Source organism: Halomonas sp. NYA30 (assembly GCF_976980765.1).
The window spans coordinates 493,575-511,333 of sequence record NZ_OZ334477.1 but is presented as its reverse complement, the minus strand read 5'-3'; the positions used below and the strand labels follow the sequence as shown (position 1 = coordinate 511,333).

Here is a 17,759-nt window from a genome sequence, read left to right as displayed (position 1 = left end):
GCCACAGCACTCAATTTATTCCACATAAAGATCCCACACAGCAGGCTTAGGCCTGTTTGCGTGCTTCTTTAAGCAGCTCAGCAACACGGCCAGAAACCTGGGCGCCTTGGCTCTGCCAATGAACAACGCGGTCTAAATCAACGCGTAGACGCTCTTCCTGACCACGGGCAACCGGGTTGAAGAAGCCAACACGCTCGATAAAACGACCATCACGTGCATTACGCGAATCAGTAACAGTCAGGTGGTAAAAGGGACGCTTCTTGGCGCCACCACGGGCCAAACGAATGGTAACCATACGATAACTATCCTTCGGTTGAAGTTACGAGAGTGTGGTCATAGCGCTAACCGCTATCGGAACACTCGTCGTGCTGTTTTCTTGGCACTCAGCTGACACACAGCCACAAAGCGGCTGGAATGACCATGCTTAGTACCATTAAGGCCTTCATTGAGCGCTGCCACCACTACGTTTTTGACGTATTTGGGTAACACCCACGCATGAAGAGGCCGCATTCTACGCAAATGCGCTCAGCTTGGAAAGCCTGACAGCCAGAAAACTCATAGGCCGTCAACCTTACCCCGCGAACGGCTGCTTAATTAGCGCCGCGGCAATCCGCCTGGCCCACCCATACCGCCCATGCCACCGGGGCCTCCCATTCCGCCAGGCCCACCCGGGCCTCCGCCGCCCATCATGCCGGACATGCCGCGCATCATTTTCTGCATGCCGCCCTTCTGGCCCGCTTTCTTCATCATCTTCTGCATCTGCTTATGCTGCTTGAGTAGACGATTCAGATCAGGCACTTGCAGGCCTGCACCGGCAGCAATGCGGCGCTTACGTGAGCCGTTGATAATATCGGGTTTGCGGCGTTCTTTGGGTGTCATCGAGTTGATCAGCGCTTCAAGCTTGCCCATCTCTTTCTCAGGGCCCGGGCCTTGGGCCATTTCGGCCATCTGGCCCATGCCGGGCAGCTTGCCCAGCAGGCCGCCCATGCCACCCATTTTCTTAAGCTGCTGGAGCTGGTCGCGGAAATCTTCCAAATCAAAGCCGTCGCCTTTTTTGACCTTTTTGGCCAACTGCTCGGCTTTGGATTTATCAACCGTGCGCTCAGCCTCCTCGATCAGCGACAGCATGTCGCCCATCCCCAGGATGCGCGAGGCGACACGGTCTGGGTGGAATGGCTCCAGGGCGTCGACTTTTTCACCGACGCCCATAAACTTGATCGGCTTGCCGGTAATGTGACGTACTGATAGCGCCGCACCACCGCGGGCATCACCGTCCGCCTTGGTCAGAATCACACCGGTTAGCGGCAGCGCTTCGCTGAACGCCTTGGCGGTATTGGCAGCATCCTGGCCGGTCATGGCGTCGACGACAAACAGCGTTTCCTGAGGCGAGACCGCTTTATGCAGCGCCTGGATCTCCGCCATCATGGCTTCATCAATCGCCAGTCGACCGGCGGTATCGATCAGCACCACATCGTGAAACTGGATTTTGGCGTGCTTGATAGCCGCTTCAGCAATCGCTACCGGCTGCTGGTCAGAGCGCGAGGGGAAGAAATCCACCTCGACCTCTTTAGCCAGGGTTTCGAGCTGGTCGATGGCCGCCGGGCGGTAAACATCGGCAGACACTACCAAAACTTTCTTTTTCTCGCGCTCGCGCAGGTAGCGGGCCAGCTTGGCGACAGAAGTGGTTTTACCCGCACCTTGCAGACCGGCCATCAATACAACGGCAGGGGAGCCCTTAAGCACAAAGCCGTCGTTGGCTTCGCCCATAATCGCTTCCAGCTCCTGCTGGACGATTTTGACGAACTGCTGGCCTGGCGAAAGGCTTTTAGAGACCTCTTGGCCTACCGCCCGCTCGCGTACACGCTCAATAAACGCCTTGATGACCGGCAGTGCTACGTCGGCCTCAAGCAGCGCGCGGCGCACTTCGCGCAGGGTATCTTTAATATTGTCGTCGGTCAGGCGAGCCTGACCCTTAATCGACTTTAACGTCTGGGAAAGACGCTCACTTAGATTCTGGAACATGGGGCCTCTCTGCCTCCGTCACTGCCGTTGGCGCGTACGCCCTGGACTATTTAGTAAAAAGATTATACGCGCTCAAGCTGTGAGTCTCCATGGGGCGTAATAAGCACCCGCCTTATTTTCATGCGTTTACCCCGCTGGGCGAGGCCGCTTGGATTAGTTATAGTAGTTGATAGATGTTTGTCATAATCACGCTTAATACGTTTATTTATTAACAGCAACGCGCTGCAAGGCGCACGGATTAGCATCATGCAGGCGCTCCCTTTCGCCACGATTGCTTTTGTTTTTTATGTTGCCGCTGCCATTTGGCAGGGCATGACGCTCTTCCGGCGCGTGCCGCCCCGCCAGGGCATGGTGCGCCTGCTCGCCGTGTTGGGCTTGCTGTTGCATATTCCTGTGGTGGTCAAATTAGTCGGCCAATCCCCTGGGCTACTGCCCGGCTTTACCACCAGTGCCACGCTACTGATGGCGGTGGCGGTTAATGTTGTGTTGGTCGCCAGCCTGTTTAAACCGGTGCTTAATGCAGGCATTGCGCTGTTTCCGCTAGCAGGCATTGCGCTCATTGCTGCCACTTGGCTACCGAATCAAGGCGGCCATACGGGACTAACGCCAGGCATTTTGTTGCATGCAGTGAGCTCTGCCCTAGCGTTTGCCGTATTGGCCATTGCCGCCGCACAAGCCGTGCTGGTTGGCCTGCAAAACCAGGCGCTACGCCATCATCATATTCGCGGCATAGTGCAGTCGCTACCGCCGCTGACCACCATGGAGCGCGTGCTTTTTGAGTTGATCTGGGCGGGCATCATTCTATTAACGCTCTCCATCGTGAGCGGCCTTATTTTCCTGGATAACTTTTTTGCCCAACACTTGGCGCATAAAACCGTGCTTTCGCTGCTGGCTTGGGTAATCTTCACGACACTGTTGATTGGTCGTTATCGTTATGGATGGCGCGGCATGCGTGCCGTACGCTGGACACTGGGCGGCTGCGGCCTACTCGTACTGGCCTATTTCGGCAGCAAGTTTGTACTTGAGGTTTTACTCAATCGATAACTGCTCAACCGCAAACGGGGCGCAACCACGCCTTTGGTTGTCTTGACACACAACTCGCGACCTTCTACAAATCGAGCCTAATACGCCACAAAGGACTTTTCGACTTGAGCGACGACTTCCCCCTGGGGTTACTGTTCGGCCTGCTAGCCTTACTGATAGTGCTTTCTGCTTTCTTCTCCAGCTCTGAAACCGGCATGATGTCGATTAACCGCTACCGCTTAAGCCATCAGGCTAATAGCGGGGATCGCAGAGCCAAACGGGTCATGCGCCTGCTCACACGCCCAGACCGCCTGATCGGCGTTATCCTGATCGGCAATAATTTCGTCAATAACTTGGCAGCGTCGATCGCCACCATTATTGCCATTCACTTCTTTGGTGACGTATCAGGGCCTGCTATCTCCACCGCCCTGCTGACCATCACGATTTTGATTTTCGCCGAAGTGACGCCGAAGACCTACGCCGCAATTAAGCCCGAGCGGATTGCTTACCCGACGTCCTATGCCCTTGAACCGCTGCTGAAGCTGCTCTACCCGCTGGTATGGCTGGTTAACGTGATGTCTAACGGCCTGCTCCGGCTAGTGGGCGTTAAAAGCGTCGATAACGGCGGTGACAGCCTAACGCGTGATGAACTGCGCACGGTGGTACATGAAGCCGGCACGTTGATTCCCTACCGTCACCGCGCCATGCTGCTGTCGATTCTTGACCTTGAGAACGTCACCGTCAACGACATTATGGTGCCTCGCCATGAAGTTCTGGGCATCGACCTGGATGACACGCTGGAAGATATTTTGACGCAGATTCGTACCAGCCAGCACACTCGGCTGCCGGTCTATAAAGGCGACATCAATAATATTATCGGCATGCTGCATTTGCGTAATGCGGCACGCTTTCTATCCCGGGATGAAGTCACCAAGGCATCCATTGTTCAGGAAGCCCGCGAGCCCTATTTTATTCCCGAGTCGACACCTCTCCATACCCAATTGCTCAACTTTCAAAAGCAGAAGCGGCGTATTGGCATCGTGGTAGATGAGTATGGCGATGTTGAGGGCTTGGTCACGCTGGAAGATATTCTGGAAGAGATCGTTGGTGAATTCACCACCGATGTCTCTGAAGATGAAGAGATTCACCAGCAGGACGACGGCAGCCATGTGATCGAAGGCACCGCCAATATTCGCGAAATTAATAAGATGCTCGGCTGGCAGCTTCCTACCGATGGCCCCAAGACGCTTAACGGGCTAATCCTTGAACACCTTGAAGCTTTTCCGGAAGGCCCGGCGTGCCTGCAGATCGACAATATGCGCATGGAGATTCTAGAGATCCGAGACAATCTCATCACCTCGGCACGCTGCTGGCAAAAAATACGCCTGCCACGCCGCTAGCCAGTTACAAGCAAGTGTTAATGACGGTTGGCAAGATCCTGGTCAGCTGCCGCTTTTAACGCCCTTACCCTTGCCTCTAGAAACCGCCTCAGCGCCATATCATCAGCATCCAGGCGATTGAGCGGTGGGCCAAAGTGCAAGCTGACCGGCGCACGAAACCGCTTGGGGTATTTCTTCAGCGCCTTACCACCATGGTGAGACGTCCAGGAACCCCATAGACCCGCCAATCCAGCAGGGATTACCGGCACATCGTCCCGCGCCAGGATTGTCTCCAAGCCACGGCGAAAAGCGTGAATCTCACCATCGGGGGTCAATCGACCTTCAGGAAATACCATCACGACCTGACCCTGACGAAGGGCTGCGCTCACGTCATCCAAAGCGCGCCTAAGCGCGCCGGGGCTGCGGCGCTCAGACTCAATCGGAATAGCGCCAACCAGCTGGAACCACCACTTCAGCCAAGGGGAATCAAAAATCGGCTGATCCATAACAAAGCGCAGTGGCCGAGGGCTAGCACCGCCGAGCACTAAGGCATCCATAAAGCTTACGTGGTTACACACCACCAGCGCCGCGCCGTGTTTGGGAATATGGTGGCGCCCATGAACCTGCAGCCGGTAGCAAAGGCGCATGGAGATAAAAATCAGCCAGCGCAGCACCTGGCGAGTCACATTGACCCACCCCGTCACGTTGCCGCCTCACGGTGGCGTAAGCCAGCCAGAATGGTGCTCATCAGCTGGTCGAGCAACTCATCCACTTTTAACTGCTGCCCCTGCCAGTAGCCCAAGCGCTCATTAAGGCCAAGCTGAACGAGTCCGTGTACGCTGCCCCACAGAGTGCGCCCCAATCGACGCGCCTCAAGGTCATCCAACGCAGGCTGATAGGATTTGAGCGATGCTTCCACCTGCGTAAACAGCGCTTCAATCAAATCGCTCTGACGCTGATCAAGCTCACCCTCTTTCGCTAACGGGTAATCGAAAAGCAACTGCCAGCGGTAGCAGTCTTGTTCAGCGAAAAGCCAGTAGGCACGGGCTAGCGAACGTAACCATGGCTCAGGCTCATCATCCACTAAGCTAGTAATGGTGTGCTGCAAGCGCGCCAGCGTTTCCACATTGACGTGCTGCAATAAGTTATTGAAGCTGCCATATAGTTTGAGTAGCGTGCTGGGGGCGCAGCCGACTTCCCTGGCCAGGGCACGCAGTGAAAGACCATGGACTGGCTGCTCAGCCAACCACTCATCACAAGCGTGCATGACCTGCGAATGGAGGGCATCGGGCGCATGCTGTCTAGGACGGGCCATGGCGATCTCTTAAGGTCAACGGCAAACGAGGAGGAATGCCTCACTGCACTTTAGCGGGAGTAAGGGTTACTATAGGATACCTTACATCGAACACTGTTTTCGACACTAAAACACTACAATTCGTGCTTAATTGCGCGAAGTCCCTCACATCTAGGACCACTTCCACGACGATTTTGCTTAAGGAGATAGGCATGACGGGACGACTGCATGTGCAAAACTTACCGCTAACCCGTTTATTGCCATCGCTTGGACTCCAGGATCCGCTGATTGAATCCCCGAACCTAGCACCTCGACGGCCCATTTCGGCGATTCGCCTTGAGCAGGGCCAGTATCGACTCTCGTCGGTTTTCTGGGGCCTTACGCCGCCTTGGCTGGAAGTGCTGGATCACGCACCGCATTGTGCCCGCTCTGAAACCCTGGAATCACGTGCAATGTTTCGCGATGCTTTCAGCGCACGCCGCTGCGTTATTCCGGTGAGCGGTTTTTATGTATGGAAAACCCAGCCACGCAGTAAACAGCCTTTTTTAGTGACTCAGGTGTCCCGGGCACCGCTACTGTTAGGCGCTTTGTGGTGCCGCTATCACACCACATTAACGGCGTTCACTGACTCCTCTGCCTTGATTACCGTGCCCGCTAATATTCTGCTATCACCCCTAACGGATCGCCTGCCGGTGGTCATTCCCAATCATGCGCTATCCACTTGGCTCAACCCCGATACCGATACTGAAACGCTTAATTCACTACTAGCGCCTGCCCCTTTGGAACTGTTGGGCGCTTTTCCGGTATCTAAATATGTCAATAATCCCGCCTATCAGTCATCGGCTTGTGCCCACCCTACCGGGTCGATGCTGCGCTGGGCTGTGTCTCAGGAGCTGTAATGTTGCGATCCCCTTGTTTCAAGCACTGGCATCACCTGCCCCAGCATGCACTGCTCGGTGTCATCATAAGCCTTTGGGTAGCGCCGCTCGCGTTAGCCGCCGACAATGAGGCCGTTGCCGACACGGACGCAGTGGACGCTGTTAAAGAAACAGTCACCCCAATCACCAGTCCTTATGACAGCCGCGACTACCGCGTTTTGACGCTTGAAAATGGGCTTAATGTGCTACTAGTCAGCGACCCCGAGGCAGATAAAGCAGCAGCGTCAATGAACGTCCGCGTGGGCAGCGCGCAAGATCCTGATGATCTTCAGGGCTTGGCCCACTTTCTGGAGCACATGCTGTTTTTAGGCACCGAACCGTATCCAGAATCCGACGGGTACCAGCGCTACATCTCCAATAACGCCGGTTCTCATAACGCTTTTACCGCACAGCAGGACACCAACTACTTCTTTGATATCGAGCCATCGGCACTTCAGGGCGCGCTTGACCGCTTCAGCGAGTTTTTCCTTTCGCCGCTGTTCAATGCGGACCACCTGGAAAGCGAGCGCAATATTGTTCACTCGGAGTATATGGCGCGAATCCGTGACGAATCACGGCGTGAAAACGATGTCCTGAACCAGCTACTCAACCCTGATAACCCCACCACTGGCTTTGCCGTCGGTAGCCGCGAGACATTAGCCAGCCCACCTGAGGGCGAAACACCTCTGCGCGAGCGAGTGATTGATTTTTATCACCGGCATTACGACGCCAATGTCATGAACCTGGCCATTGTCGCGCCCCAGCCACTGGACCAGTTGGAAGAGTGGGTCGCCGAACGCTTTGCCGCTATTCCCGACAACGATTTGAACGTGCCGAGTATAGAAGCGCCGTTAGTGGAGTCGGATACCCTCCCCCGCTATATCGAACGCCAATCGCTGCAAAACCGGCGCCAGCTACGCTTCTACTTCCCAGTGCCCGACCCAACCGACGACTACCGCACAAAACCAACACAACTGATCGCCCATTTACTCGGCGATGAAGGCGATGGCAGTCTGCTGGCGGTACTGCGCGATGCAGGGCTTGCCGACGGTCTTTCCGCTGGCGTTGGCCGGGGCGACGGAAACGAGGCACTGTTCACTATTTCCATCAGCCTGACCCCGGCGGGCGCCGAGCGCCTGGATGATATTGAAGCCACCCTGTTGGCAGCCATTGAGCAACTGCGTAACGACGGCCTCGCCGAGTGGCGCTACGAGGAACAGGCAAACCTTAACGAGCAGGGGTTTCGTTTCCAACAGCATGGTGCACCTCAGCAGGAAGCGACGCGCCTCTCCATGAACCTATCGCGCTACCCGGTAGAAGATGTGCAGTACGCGGCTTACCGCATGGATGGCCCTAATGCCGAGCGTCAACAAGAGTACCTGGACGCACTAACGGCGGATAATATGCTGCGCTTCTACTCAGCGCCGGACGTGGAGAGCGACACCGTATCCCCCTGGTTCAACACTGAGTGGCGCGAGCAAACACCCGACCAGCCGGGTCAAGCCTTAAGCGGCTTAGCGCTGCCCGGCCCCAACCCCTTTATCGCCAATGACTTAACCTTGCTGGAAGGGCAGGATGAGCAACCCAGCCTGCTGGTCGATACACCATCGTTTACCGCCTGGCATATGCAGGCTGCGCGCTTTAATACCCCCAGCGTCGAGTGGCGTGTCAGCTTGCAAAATCCAACCGCCAGCTACTCCGCACAAGAGGCAGTGCTTACTCGGCTGCTCGCCAGTTGGCTTAACGACAGCCTGAATGAATCTCTCTACCCGGCGTGGCTGGCAGGCCAATCGTTTAGCGCTTACCCTCATTCCCGTGGCATGACGCTCTCATTTTCAGGCTGGCGGGATGGGCAAACACCCCTAATCGAGCAGGCGATTGAGCAGCTTAAAAATGCAGAGATTGACGACGGCGCTTTTGAGCGCGTGCGTTACCAGCTGCAGCGTGAATGGCGCAACGCGCCCCAGGCGTCGTTATATGGCCAAGCCAGCCGTACACTGGGCGAAGCCTTGCTCACACCGCAGTGGTCGACTGCTGAACTGCTCGCCGCCAGTGAACGCTTTGACCGTCACCATCTAGAGGATTTTCGCCAACGTTTTCTGGATGATCTCTATGTCGATGCCATGGCAGTCGGCAATCTTGATGCCGAGCTGGCTCGCGAACAAGCAGAGCTGATACGCGCCGAGCTACGTCCACGCTTAACCCGCGAGGAGATACCCAGCCTAACCCCGCTGGCGGTAAATGAAGAGCACGCCGTACTGCACCCACATAGCTCGCGAGATGAATCGTTGGTGCTGCGCTACCTGCAAGCTCGTGATCAAACCCCTGAAGAGCAAGCAACGACCAGCGTGATTGCCCAGTGGTTGGATACGCCGTTCTACCAGCAGCTGCGTACTGAACAGCAACTCGGCTACATCGTTAACGCTCGCTATTCGCCCCTTCTAGAAGCACCAGGCATTGCGTTAGTGGTTCAATCGCCAGATGCCGACAGCGATACGATTGCCGAGCGGATGGATGCGTTTCTTGAGGACGCTGGCCAGCGACTCGATCAGTTAAGCGACGAAGCGTTAGCGCCCCACCGCCAAGCAGTTCACGACCAGCTGCGCCAGCGCGACACCAGCTTATCTGGAATGGCCAACCGCTACTGGCAGGCAACGGCCCTGGAAGACGTGCGCTTTGACCGCCGTGAACAACTGGCGGAATTAGTCCTTAACGTTAGCCTTGATGACATCAAGACCCTGTGGCCATCGCTACGCGAACACATGCTAGAGGTGCGTTTTAATCCAGGCGATGAACCCAGCGATGTCAGCGATTATCGGGAGGCCCGCTCACCACTGCCCAGCGTGCATGAACAGCAAGCCACCCCGTAACACTTAATCGTAACGACTCGTTATTGATAGCAGCTCAGGCGTCAAACGCCTGAGCTGGCATCATGGCTTCGACGAACATGACCAGCTCTTCCAGAATCTGCCGCTCGCGATCAGTAAGCGTTTGCTGATTGTACTGAGCGATCTCCCGCGCAAATGCCTTTAACGTAAAGCCCGCTAGCGCAGAGTCATTAATGCGCATCCAGCGATACGCCTCCCACTGCTCACGCTCTTCGCCTTCCAAGGTGTCGGGGTAGCTACGCGCACGAAAGCGAAACAACATCTCTTCCAAGCGTGGATCTTGGAACGCAAAACGCTGCCCCACTAAGTCCCACGGCTCCATTTCACGCACACGCTCCATCTGCTGGCGGTCGGCGGCGGAAAAGAAGCTGCCTGAATAGAGCATTAGATCAGGGTCTTGCGGCGCATCTTCATAGCCTGCGCTAAATACCTCTGCGACCTTCTCAGCCACACCGCTGGCATCACGCAGGGTTTTCCAATGCTGCCGACAGGCCGTCACATCCAAGCCTAAACGTTCAACGATAGAGCCATACTCACCCTTTTGTGGCCCATCGACATCTTTTAAGGCACTGGCAGGAAAGACCACCGGGCAGCGGTTGATATGAATCACTTTCAGCGGAATGCGTACATCGCCTTCGGCCAAATCTTGCTGACTAACAAACACACGGTCACGAATCTGTTCCACCGACATACTAAGCATATCGCTGGGATCAATGCTTAAATCGTAAACGATGACCCCGTTGGGGTTGGTCGGGTGTTCAGCCAACGGCATCACCAGGGCGCTGCAGCCACGGCTAGCGGGATAACGGCGGGAAATATGCAGTAGCGGTTTGGCATTGGGCAAGTCGAGCTGTTTAGCCACCGCACGCTTACCGCGCAGGCCGAGCAAGTAATCAAACAGCTTTGCATTGCGCTCCTTGAGAAGACGCGCCAAGGCGATTGTTGCGCGCACATCGGCCACTGCGTCATGAGCCCCTTCATGGGCAATACCGTTCGCTGCCGTTAAGTGCTCAAGCTTAAAGCTGGGCGCGCCATCTTCGCGCAGTGGCCACTCGATGCCGGTAGGCCGCAACGCATAAAAAGCGCGAACCACATCAATCAAATCCCAGCGGGAATTGCCGTTTTGCCACTCACGGGAATAAGGGTCGAGCAGGTTGCGATAAAACAGGTGGCGGGACACTTCGTCATCAAAGCGCAGGCTGTTGTAGCCGACTACGCAGGTGCCTGGCTCGCTCATATGGCGCTGAATTTCGCCCGCGAACTCTGCTTCAGGCAAGCCATGGCGTTGGGCTTTTTGAGGAGTGATACCGGTGATTAAACAGGCAGCGGGGTGTGGTAAATAGTCATCGGCCGGTTTGCAGTAGAGCTCAATCGGGTCGCCGATCTCGTTCAATTCGGCATCAGTGCGCAGGGCTGCGAACTGGGCTGGGCGATCGCGACGCGGGTCAGCCCCGAAGGTTTCATAATCATGCCAGAGAAAACTGGCAGGGGCAGCATTGGGTGGCGCCATGAACAAACACTCCGCTGGGCAATGAAAAGCCCAAGCGTAGCACACCCGCCACCCCTTTCGCCGCGTCTTACGCGCTTTGATCTAGCGCTTAATACTCGCTCTCAAGTCAAGATCCGCTCTTGGGAAGCGTAACGTTTAGCTCCAGCACGGAGCAGTTGTCTTCGCTATCCAATGAAATCTGAATGGCATCGTCATCTACATGCACGTAACGGCGAATTACTTCAAGCAGTTCGCGCTCAAGCAGCGGCATATAGTCTGGCTGACCGCGCTGGCTACGCTGATGCGCCACAATAATTTGCAAACGTTCTTTGGCTACCGAGGCGGATTTCCTGCGCTCACGCTTCAAGAACTCCAGCAGTTTCATCGACGACCTCCCCCGAACATGCGGCTCAGCAGGCTTTTACGTTGCATTTCGTGGAAACGCAGCGGCATGTCTTCACCGAGCAGGCGAGATACGGTGTCGCTATAGGCTTGGCCCGCGTCACTCGCGATATCGTGAGTCACTGGCACGCCCTGGTTGGAAGCACGCAATACGGCTTCTGACTCAGGAATCAAACCCAGCAGGTTGATCGCCAGAATTTCGCGGATATCGTCCAGCGTCAGCATATCGCCGGAGGTGACGCGTTCCGGGTTATAACGGGTGACCAGCAGGTGCTCCTTGATAGGGTCTTCGCCCTGCTCCGCACGCCGGGTTTTAGAGGCAAGCAACCCTAAAATACGATCAGAATCGCGCACTGACGATACTTCAGGGTTGGTCACCACAATGGCTTCATCGGCAAAATACATCGCCAACTGAGCACCACGCTCAATACCGGCAGGTGAATCACAAAGAATGTAATCGAAGTCTTCTTTCAACTTCTCGAGAATTTCCGCGACGCCTTCCTGGGTCAGGGCATCTTTATCGCGGGTTTGAGAAGCCGGCAAAATAAACAAATTTTCGACGCGTTTATCACGAATCAGCGCTTGATTAAGCCCCGCTTCGCCTTGAATCACGTTGACTAAGTCATATACCACACGCCGTTCACAGCCCATGATGAGATCAAGATTACGCAGACCTACATCAAAATCGATGACGACGGTTTTTTTACCGCGCAGCGCAAGCCCTGTGGAAATTGCCGCCGCACTGGTGGTTTTGCCGACCCCTCCTTTACCAGAGGTCACTACAATTATCTTGGCCAAGAGTCACTTCCTTCTTGAAGTCGTTCTTCGCGAGCGCGAGTCATTTGCCGCTCTGCGCATAACGGGAACGTCAATGTCATCAACAAGCCATACTGTAACGGATAGCGTCTTCGGCGTCGCTAGTCATGAAACACCAACGCAGCCTCATACCAATACATTAGCCTAATGGCTTAATTTCAAGCTGTTCTTTTGTAAAGTGAACTTCTGTGGGACGGCCCAGAAGCTGTGCATCAATATCTTCGGAACGTTTGTAATTGCCTGCCACTGACAGCAACTCGGCTTCCAACTCACGGCAGTAAATACCCGCTTTGGTATTGCCATGGATACCCGCTAGAGCACGGCCACGCAGCGCACCGTACACATGAATACTGCCAGCCGCTAATACTTCCGCCCCCGCATTTACCGCACCAATCACGACCAAATCCCCCTCAGAAGCACTAACCTGCTGCCCCGAGCGAACGGTGCCACGGTATAAGCGAGTGGCAAGTGCCGGAGCGTCCACGTCGCTTATGGGAGCCTCTTCACGGCTGACTTCCTGCTCAGCGGAACTGTTAACGCTTTCGAGTACCCGCGGGCGCCCCTCTTCAACCGGCGGGAACCAACCCAGCCCCAGCGCCCAGGCCGACTGGCGCACAGGCTCAGCGCCACCGCGCACCGCTACCGGCAGCAGCTTATGGTCGCGGCACACGGCACAAATACGCTCAAGAGCTAAGTGCGGTTCATCTAGCTTTTCCACGCTGAGCACAACCGGTGTATGCTGAAAGAAAGCAGGCGATTGGGAAAGTTTGCCAGCCAACTGCTGCCGGATTCGTTCCGGGTCAGCGCTACTTAGTTCCATGACGGTCATCGGCAGCATGCCGCCTTTAAAGGTAAAGGCCACTGCGGCACTATCCACGTTAAGGCTCATGGCCGAACTCCCTGTCATGTTCAGATAAGATAAAGGTAGCGTACTATCACGCATTGTGGTCTAGAAAATAGTCGCTTACCACACCATGCTTATTACAAAATAGTAAGGCCAAGCTAAGCGACAGCGTCGGCGACTGCAACCGCCGTATTGCTGACTAACGATTTTTTTCACGCTACGCACCAGCAGGATGATCCATGCACGGACTGTTAAGACGCCTGTTCGCACCTCGGTGGCAGCATCCCGACCCCGAAGTACGTCGTCAGGCCCTCCAGCGACTCGACCCTGAACAATCAGAACAGCGCCAGACGCTGCAGTCGCTCTCTCAAGATCCCGATAGCCAGATACGCCTTGCTGCGCTGCTGGCGTTGGATGACTGCGCAGGCTTAGTCGATGCTTATCCGCATCATCAGCAAAATGAAGCCTGGTTCAATGCGGTTTGCCAACGGCTAAGCGGGCGTGAAGGCCATACCGACCTGCAGCAGCGTCAAGCGCTGGTTGAGCTTGTTGAAGAGCCGCGAGCGTTAAACGCGGTGGCCTTACAGGCCGACAATCTAACATTACGCTTAATGGCATTGAGCAAGCTTACTGATGAGAACGACCTGATACATCAGGCCTGCCATAACGGCGTGGCCGCGGTTCGTCACCAGGCTGCTGAGCGCATTGAGGATGAAGAGGGACTCAAACGCTTATTGAAAGAAGCACGCCGTGACCGCCAAGTGGTTCGTTTAGCGCGGGAACGCCTTAACCGCTTACGTAGCGATGCGCAGTGGCTAGAAGCTGAAGCACAGCAGCGTGAAACCCTGCTTAGCCAACTGGAACAGCATGCCCGCGCACCGTGGGAGCCGCTTTACGGCGGCCGTTTCCGGCATCTTGAACGGCAATGGGAACAACTCACTCAACCGCCAAGCGTTGAGCAGGAGCAGCGTTTTCACCAAGCGCTGCTCAATTGCCGCAAAACACTGCACGATCATGAGACACAAGAGCAGGCTCGCCAACAAAGCGCAGAGCGCCGCGACGAAGCCGAAAACACGCGCGAACAGTTACTGGAAGGGATTGAAGAAACCCTCGACGGCCTACGTCACGCGTCTGCCATGACCGTACAGGATATAGACAGCCTGCGCGCTCAGCGCCAGCTACTCGGCCAGCGCTGGCAAGCGCTTTCCGACATGCATCCGCCGAGCGACACCATACGCCAGCGTTACACGGTAGCGATTCAACACTACGACCAATGTCTGGAAGCTTGGCAACGCTGGTGCACGGTTAGCGCCAATATCGAAACGGCGCTGGCTAATGGTGACCACGCCACCTTGGCGGCACAGGTTAGCGAGTGCCAATGGCCCGACACGTTAACGCCTCCCGCGCTACTGGGCCGTGCCCATGCGGTACTTAGCGACGAAACTACCGCCCCATCGCCTCCGGCGGAAGATCAAGCCACACTCACGACCTATGCGGGCGAACTCGATTCCTTTGAGCGCTTGCTAGAGCGTGGCGCCTTCAAAAGCGCCAGCCGCCTACACCAGCGGCTTAAACCTCGTATTGAAGGGCTAGAAAGCGCTGCCGCTCAACCGCTCAAAACTCGCTTGAAGCACTTAGCAGCACGGCTAGCGGAGTTACGCGATTGGCGTGGCTTTGTCGCCGGACCAAAGCGTGAGCAGCTATGTGCCAGCATTGAAGCGTTAGCCAACGACCTTCACATGGCAGAAGAAGCGCTTGACCGTCACCATCGTCAGTTGGTTAAAGAGTGGAAATCACTAGGTGATGCAGCGGCCAACCGCGAACAGTCCGCTCGTTTTCGCAGCGCCTCGGACCGTATTCATGAGCGTCTCGCTCCTTGGCGGGATCAGCTTAGCAAAGAGCGTGAGACCAACCTTCAAGCCCGCGAAGCGCTGTGCGATCAACTTGAGAGCTTGCTGGCCCAGCCGGCTGAAAACGCCGACCCCGATGTCCTTCGGCAAATTCGCGACAAGGCACGCCACCAATGGCGTCACTACAGCCCGGTACCCCGTGACCGCTCAGAAGCCGTTGGTCGCCGCTTTGGCACTATTCGTCATCAGCTACAGGCGCTAATTGATCAGCGTGCCGACACAATTGCCTCACAGAAACGGGAGCTGATCAGTCAGGTGACCGCACTGCGCAGTGATGACAGCCAGCCGTTGGCGCAACGTATTCACCACACCAAACAGCTACAACATCAGTGGCGAGCGCTCGGGCGAGCCCCAAAAGGCGAAGAGCAAACGTTGTGGCAAACCTTTCGGCATGAGTGCGACCAGCTTTTTGCCCAGCGCGATGCGCATAAAAATGAGCAAGCGGCACGCCAACAACAGCAGCTTGATGAGATGCAAACGCTCATCGATCAAATGGATAGCTGGCAGCCCATTGAGGCCAGCGAAGCCGCCACATTGGATAACTTTCTAAACCAGGCCAACCAGCTCGAACCGCTGCCACGCAATCGTCGCAGCGAAGGCATGCAGCGACGCATGAGCGGCATTGTGCGGGCACGTCGCGAACGCTTAAATCGGCTCGCCGTCGTCAATACGGTTCAGCAGTGGCACACCATTATGCCGCTAGTGAATGCTCACTTGACCGCCGACCAGAATTACCTGAGTGAGGGAACTCCCAACGAGGTAGATGCGCAAGAGTTACTCAGCGCCCCCCTTCCGGCAGCCTTTAAAGAGGCACACGCCACCCGCAATCAGCAGCGCCATCGTGTAGCAGTGCCGTTATCTGATAATGACTATGCCAAGCTGGCGGAGTCTCTCGCCCGCTTGAGAGTACATCTCTCTATGCTGGCTATTGGTAGCGTGCGGCAAAGCGATGAGCCGCTGCGGCTAGCCATCCAGGTAGAACGCTTGAACGAGGCTTTCAGCCAGGAGCGCAGTCGTGATGAAGAAGTCACCGACATTCTAGCCGCGCTTTTGGCACTGGGACCGATGCCTGCCGCACTATGGGCTGAAGAAGTAGAAGAGTTGGATAACCTGCTAAGCCGCTTGGCAAGAGTTCCCCTGCCTTAACAAATGACGAACACATCAATAACAACGGGAGGCTGAGCGCCTCCCGTTTGCGTTCTCCTCTGAGTCAAGGAGCTAGTGTTTATCAGCCAGTAGCGAACCACTAGCCCATAAACTGACCACCGTTGATATCAATGTTAGCACCGGTAATAAATCCTGATTCCTTGTCGGCTAAGAAAGTGACCAAGCGGCCAATCTCTTCTGGCTTGCCATAGCGCTTCACTGGGATTGTTTCCCGAATGGCTTCGCGCACTTTTTCTGGAATATTCATGATCATATCGGTAGCGATATAACCAGGCGATACAGTATTAACCGTAATCCCCTTGGTCGCCGTTTCCTGTGCCAGCGACATGGTCAAGCCGTGCATGCCGGCTTTCGCTGCCGCGTAGTTCACCTGACCAAACTGCCCCTTACGGCCATTGATGGATGAAATATTGATGATCCGGCCATAGCCATTCTCAAGCATCATCTCAATAACACTACGGCAGGTATTAAAAACACTGTTGAGGTTGGTATCGAGCACTTCGTACCACTGCTCGTAAGACATTTTCTTCAGGGTGCCATCACGGGTAATACCCGCACAGTTCACTAGCACACTGATGGGGCCGTACTTATCATGAATTTCACGGGCACCTTCTAGGCAAGCATTATGGTCAGAAAGGTCGACGCCAGACAATTCGATATTGTTATAGCCGTCAGCACGCTGCGTTTCTAGCCAGGTTTTGGCCTTATCGGGGTTGCGGTAACCCGCAACAACCAAATATCCCGCATCTGCCAACGAACGACAAATTGCCGTACCGATACCACCAGTTCCACCAGTTACCCAGGCGACGGGGGCTTGATTGGTCATTGACTACCTCCCTGAAATGACAAATGGCTTGGGTCTAAAAGCATATAGGTTGTGTCACAAGCCATTGTGAATAAGCGCGGTTGCGCCTGTATTACCCTAGCGCATTACTGGCTTGAGCAATGCACCAACGTAAGCTTTTTGTTATGGCTATCTAAAGCATAGCTGCACTTCTCTCATGTTGCAGCAGGATGCTCGCTACTGCCATAAGCCGAACGTGTTAATACCCCTATTGACTTCATGCGAAATCTCTGTAGAATACGCCACACGTTGATGCGGGGTGGAGCAGTCTGGTAGCTCGTCGGGCTCATAACCCGAAGGTCATCGGTTCAAATCCGGTCCCCGCTACCAATATTTTGAGAGGCAGATCAGTTACTTACTGATCTGCCTTTTTTGTTTTTGTTCGTCTGCAAACTTCCTGTGACACATCTGTGACGCATATGTGACACATTCGCTCCGTTGCTTGCGTCAGTAATTTATTCTTACGACCTTAAGTCAACGACTGGCAGTATTACTCACCTCTCATTTTTCTCATGATTTTTTTGAATTTCTAGCAAATCCCCCACCTCACAACTGAAAAGCTTGCATAGCTTATCCAATGCATCCAGCTCGATTCGCTGAGCAGTTTCTTTATAAAGAAGCGTAACAGTATTGCGGTTAAGTCCCGTTTCACGCGCAACATCCACGATCTTCATTTTGTGCTCGCCCATCAAACGCGCGAGATGACAACGAACCATCAAAACCTCCTGAAAATGCTTTTTGTCATCCTGAATGGCAAAAAACGC

15 protein-coding genes and 1 tRNA gene are annotated in these 17,759 nt (G+C 55.1%); 6 read left to right on the top strand and 10 right to left on the bottom strand.

The annotated features are described in order from the left end of the window. Positions 1-46 precede the first annotated feature (46 nt). Positions 47-295 carry a 30S ribosomal protein S16 gene (gene rpsP / locus ACWI0H_RS02370; RefSeq protein ID WP_290829182.1) on the bottom strand — a complete coding sequence of 83 codons (249 nt, stop codon included), beginning with the start codon at positions 293-295 and terminating at the stop codon, positions 47-49. Positions 296-594: 299 nt separating this feature from the next. Further along, the gene (gene ffh / locus ACWI0H_RS02365; protein ID WP_485874700.1) at positions 595-2,022 is read right to left on the bottom strand and encodes a signal recognition particle protein; all 1,428 of its coding nucleotides are present in this window, start codon (positions 2,020-2,022) and stop codon (positions 595-597) included. Positions 2,023-2,268: 246 nt separating this feature from the next. Between ffh and ACWI0H_RS02360 the strand changes: the two genes are divergently transcribed. Together ACWI0H_RS02360 and ACWI0H_RS02355 are read left to right on the top strand one after the other, a co-directional pair. Continuing rightward, positions 2,269-3,066: a cytochrome C assembly family protein gene (locus tag ACWI0H_RS02360; protein ID WP_485874699.1), complete on the top strand. Its 798-nt coding sequence runs from the start codon at positions 2,269-2,271 to the stop codon at positions 3,064-3,066. A 104-nt stretch (positions 3,067-3,170) separates the two neighbouring features. After that, on the top strand, positions 3,171-4,445 hold the full coding sequence (locus tag ACWI0H_RS02355; protein WP_008958731.1) for an HlyC/CorC family transporter: 1,275 nt from the start codon (positions 3,171-3,173) through the stop codon (positions 4,443-4,445). Between the two features lie 17 nt (positions 4,446-4,462). Here ACWI0H_RS02355 and ACWI0H_RS02350 read toward each other — a convergent pair whose 3' ends face one another. Together ACWI0H_RS02350 and ACWI0H_RS02345 are read right to left on the bottom strand one after the other, a co-directional pair. Further along, positions 4,463-5,128, bottom strand: a complete 666-nt coding sequence (locus ACWI0H_RS02350; RefSeq protein ID WP_008958732.1) for a 1-acyl-sn-glycerol-3-phosphate acyltransferase — start codon at positions 5,126-5,128, stop codon at positions 4,463-4,465. After that, positions 5,125-5,739, bottom strand: coding sequence for a TetR/AcrR family transcriptional regulator (locus tag ACWI0H_RS02345; protein WP_101147675.1), 615 nt, complete (start codon positions 5,737-5,739; stop codon positions 5,125-5,127). The genes ACWI0H_RS02350 and ACWI0H_RS02345 overlap by 4 nt, the downstream gene beginning before the upstream one ends. A gap of 191 nt (positions 5,740-5,930) precedes the next feature. On the opposite strand from ACWI0H_RS02345, the gene ACWI0H_RS02340 reads away from it, so the two are divergent. Both ACWI0H_RS02340 and ACWI0H_RS02335 read left to right on the top strand, forming a co-directional pair. Then, a complete protein-coding gene (locus ACWI0H_RS02340) occupies positions 5,931-6,617 on the top strand; it encodes an SOS response-associated peptidase (RefSeq protein WP_485874698.1) in 687 nt (228 codons plus the stop codon). Then, a complete protein-coding gene (locus ACWI0H_RS02335; RefSeq protein ID WP_485874697.1) occupies positions 6,617-9,505 on the top strand; it encodes an insulinase family protein in 2,889 nt (962 codons plus the stop codon). The genes ACWI0H_RS02340 and ACWI0H_RS02335 overlap by 1 nt, the downstream gene beginning before the upstream one ends. 34 nt (positions 9,506-9,539) lie before the next feature. Here ACWI0H_RS02335 and sbcB read toward each other — a convergent pair whose 3' ends face one another. The 4 genes from sbcB to minC form a co-directional block, all read right to left on the bottom strand. After that, the gene (gene sbcB / locus ACWI0H_RS02330) at positions 9,540-11,033 is read right to left on the bottom strand and encodes an exodeoxyribonuclease I (protein ID WP_485874696.1); all 1,494 of its coding nucleotides are present in this window, start codon (positions 11,031-11,033) and stop codon (positions 9,540-9,542) included. Positions 11,034-11,139: 106 nt separating this feature from the next. Next, positions 11,140-11,397, bottom strand: a complete 258-nt coding sequence (gene minE, locus ACWI0H_RS02325; protein ID WP_008958737.1) for a cell division topological specificity factor MinE — start codon at positions 11,395-11,397, stop codon at positions 11,140-11,142. After that, on the bottom strand, positions 11,394-12,212 hold the full coding sequence (minD, locus tag ACWI0H_RS02320) for a septum site-determining protein MinD (RefSeq protein ID WP_008958738.1): 819 nt from the start codon (positions 12,210-12,212) through the stop codon (positions 11,394-11,396). Before minD ends, minE begins: the two co-directional genes overlap by 4 nt. Positions 12,213-12,369: 157 nt before the next feature. Continuing rightward, complete coding sequence (gene minC, locus ACWI0H_RS02315; RefSeq protein WP_101147671.1) at positions 12,370-13,119, bottom strand: septum site-determining protein MinC; 750 nt, start codon at positions 13,117-13,119, stop codon at positions 12,370-12,372. Positions 13,120-13,313: 194 nt separating this feature from the next. Here minC and ACWI0H_RS02310 point away from each other — a divergent pair, with 194 nt between their 5' ends. After that, positions 13,314-16,130, top strand: coding sequence for a DUF349 domain-containing protein (locus ACWI0H_RS02310; RefSeq protein WP_485874695.1), 2,817 nt, complete (start codon positions 13,314-13,316; stop codon positions 16,128-16,130). A gap of 100 nt (positions 16,131-16,230) precedes the next feature. On the opposite strand, the gene phbB is transcribed toward ACWI0H_RS02310, so the two are convergent. Next, entirely contained in the window at positions 16,231-16,977 is a 747-nt protein-coding gene (gene phbB / locus ACWI0H_RS02305; RefSeq protein ID WP_336273608.1) for an acetoacetyl-CoA reductase, read from the bottom strand. A 271-nt stretch (positions 16,978-17,248) separates the two neighbouring features. Here phbB and ACWI0H_RS02300 point away from each other — a divergent pair. Then, positions 17,249-17,325, top strand: a tRNA-Met gene (locus tag ACWI0H_RS02300). Positions 17,326-17,489: 164 nt separating this feature from the next. Here ACWI0H_RS02300 and ACWI0H_RS02295 read toward each other — a convergent pair. Next, entirely contained in the window at positions 17,490-17,711 is a 222-nt protein-coding gene (locus ACWI0H_RS02295) for a helix-turn-helix domain-containing protein (protein ID WP_485874694.1), read from the bottom strand. Positions 17,712-17,759 lie beyond the last annotated feature (48 nt).

Bases quoted from the DNA above. Each gene is read 5' to 3' on its own strand.
- rpsP (WP_290829182.1), bottom strand. From the start codon at position 295: ATGGTTACCATTCGTTTGGCCCGTGGTGGCGCCAAGAAGCGTCCCTTT.
- ffh (WP_485874700.1), bottom strand. From the start codon at position 2,022: ATGTTCCAGAATCTAAGTGAGCGTCTTTCCCAGACGTTAAAGTCGATT.
- ACWI0H_RS02360 (WP_485874699.1), top strand. From the start codon at position 2,269: ATGCAGGCGCTCCCTTTCGCCACGATTGCTTTTGTTTTTTATGTTGCC.
- ACWI0H_RS02345 (WP_101147675.1), bottom strand. From the start codon at position 5,739: ATGGCCCGTCCTAGACAGCATGCGCCCGATGCCCTCCATTCGCAGGTC.
- ACWI0H_RS02340 (WP_485874698.1), top strand. From the start codon at position 5,931: ATGACGGGACGACTGCATGTGCAAAACTTACCGCTAACCCGTTTATTG.
- ACWI0H_RS02335 (WP_485874697.1), top strand. From the start codon at position 6,617: ATGTTGCGATCCCCTTGTTTCAAGCACTGGCATCACCTGCCCCAGCAT.
- sbcB (WP_485874696.1), bottom strand. From the start codon at position 11,033: ATGGCGCCACCCAATGCTGCCCCTGCCAGTTTTCTCTGGCATGATTAT.
- minE (WP_008958737.1), bottom strand. From the start codon at position 11,397: ATGAAACTGCTGGAGTTCTTGAAGCGTGAGCGCAGGAAATCCGCCTCG.
- minC (WP_101147671.1), bottom strand. From the start codon at position 13,119: ATGAGCCTTAACGTGGATAGTGCCGCAGTGGCCTTTACCTTTAAAGGC.
- ACWI0H_RS02310 (WP_485874695.1), top strand. From the start codon at position 13,314: ATGCACGGACTGTTAAGACGCCTGTTCGCACCTCGGTGGCAGCATCCC.
- phbB (WP_336273608.1), bottom strand. From the start codon at position 16,977: ATGACCAATCAAGCCCCCGTCGCCTGGGTAACTGGTGGAACTGGTGGT.
- ACWI0H_RS02295 (WP_485874694.1), bottom strand. From the start codon at position 17,711: ATGGTTCGTTGTCATCTCGCGCGTTTGATGGGCGAGCACAAAATGAAG.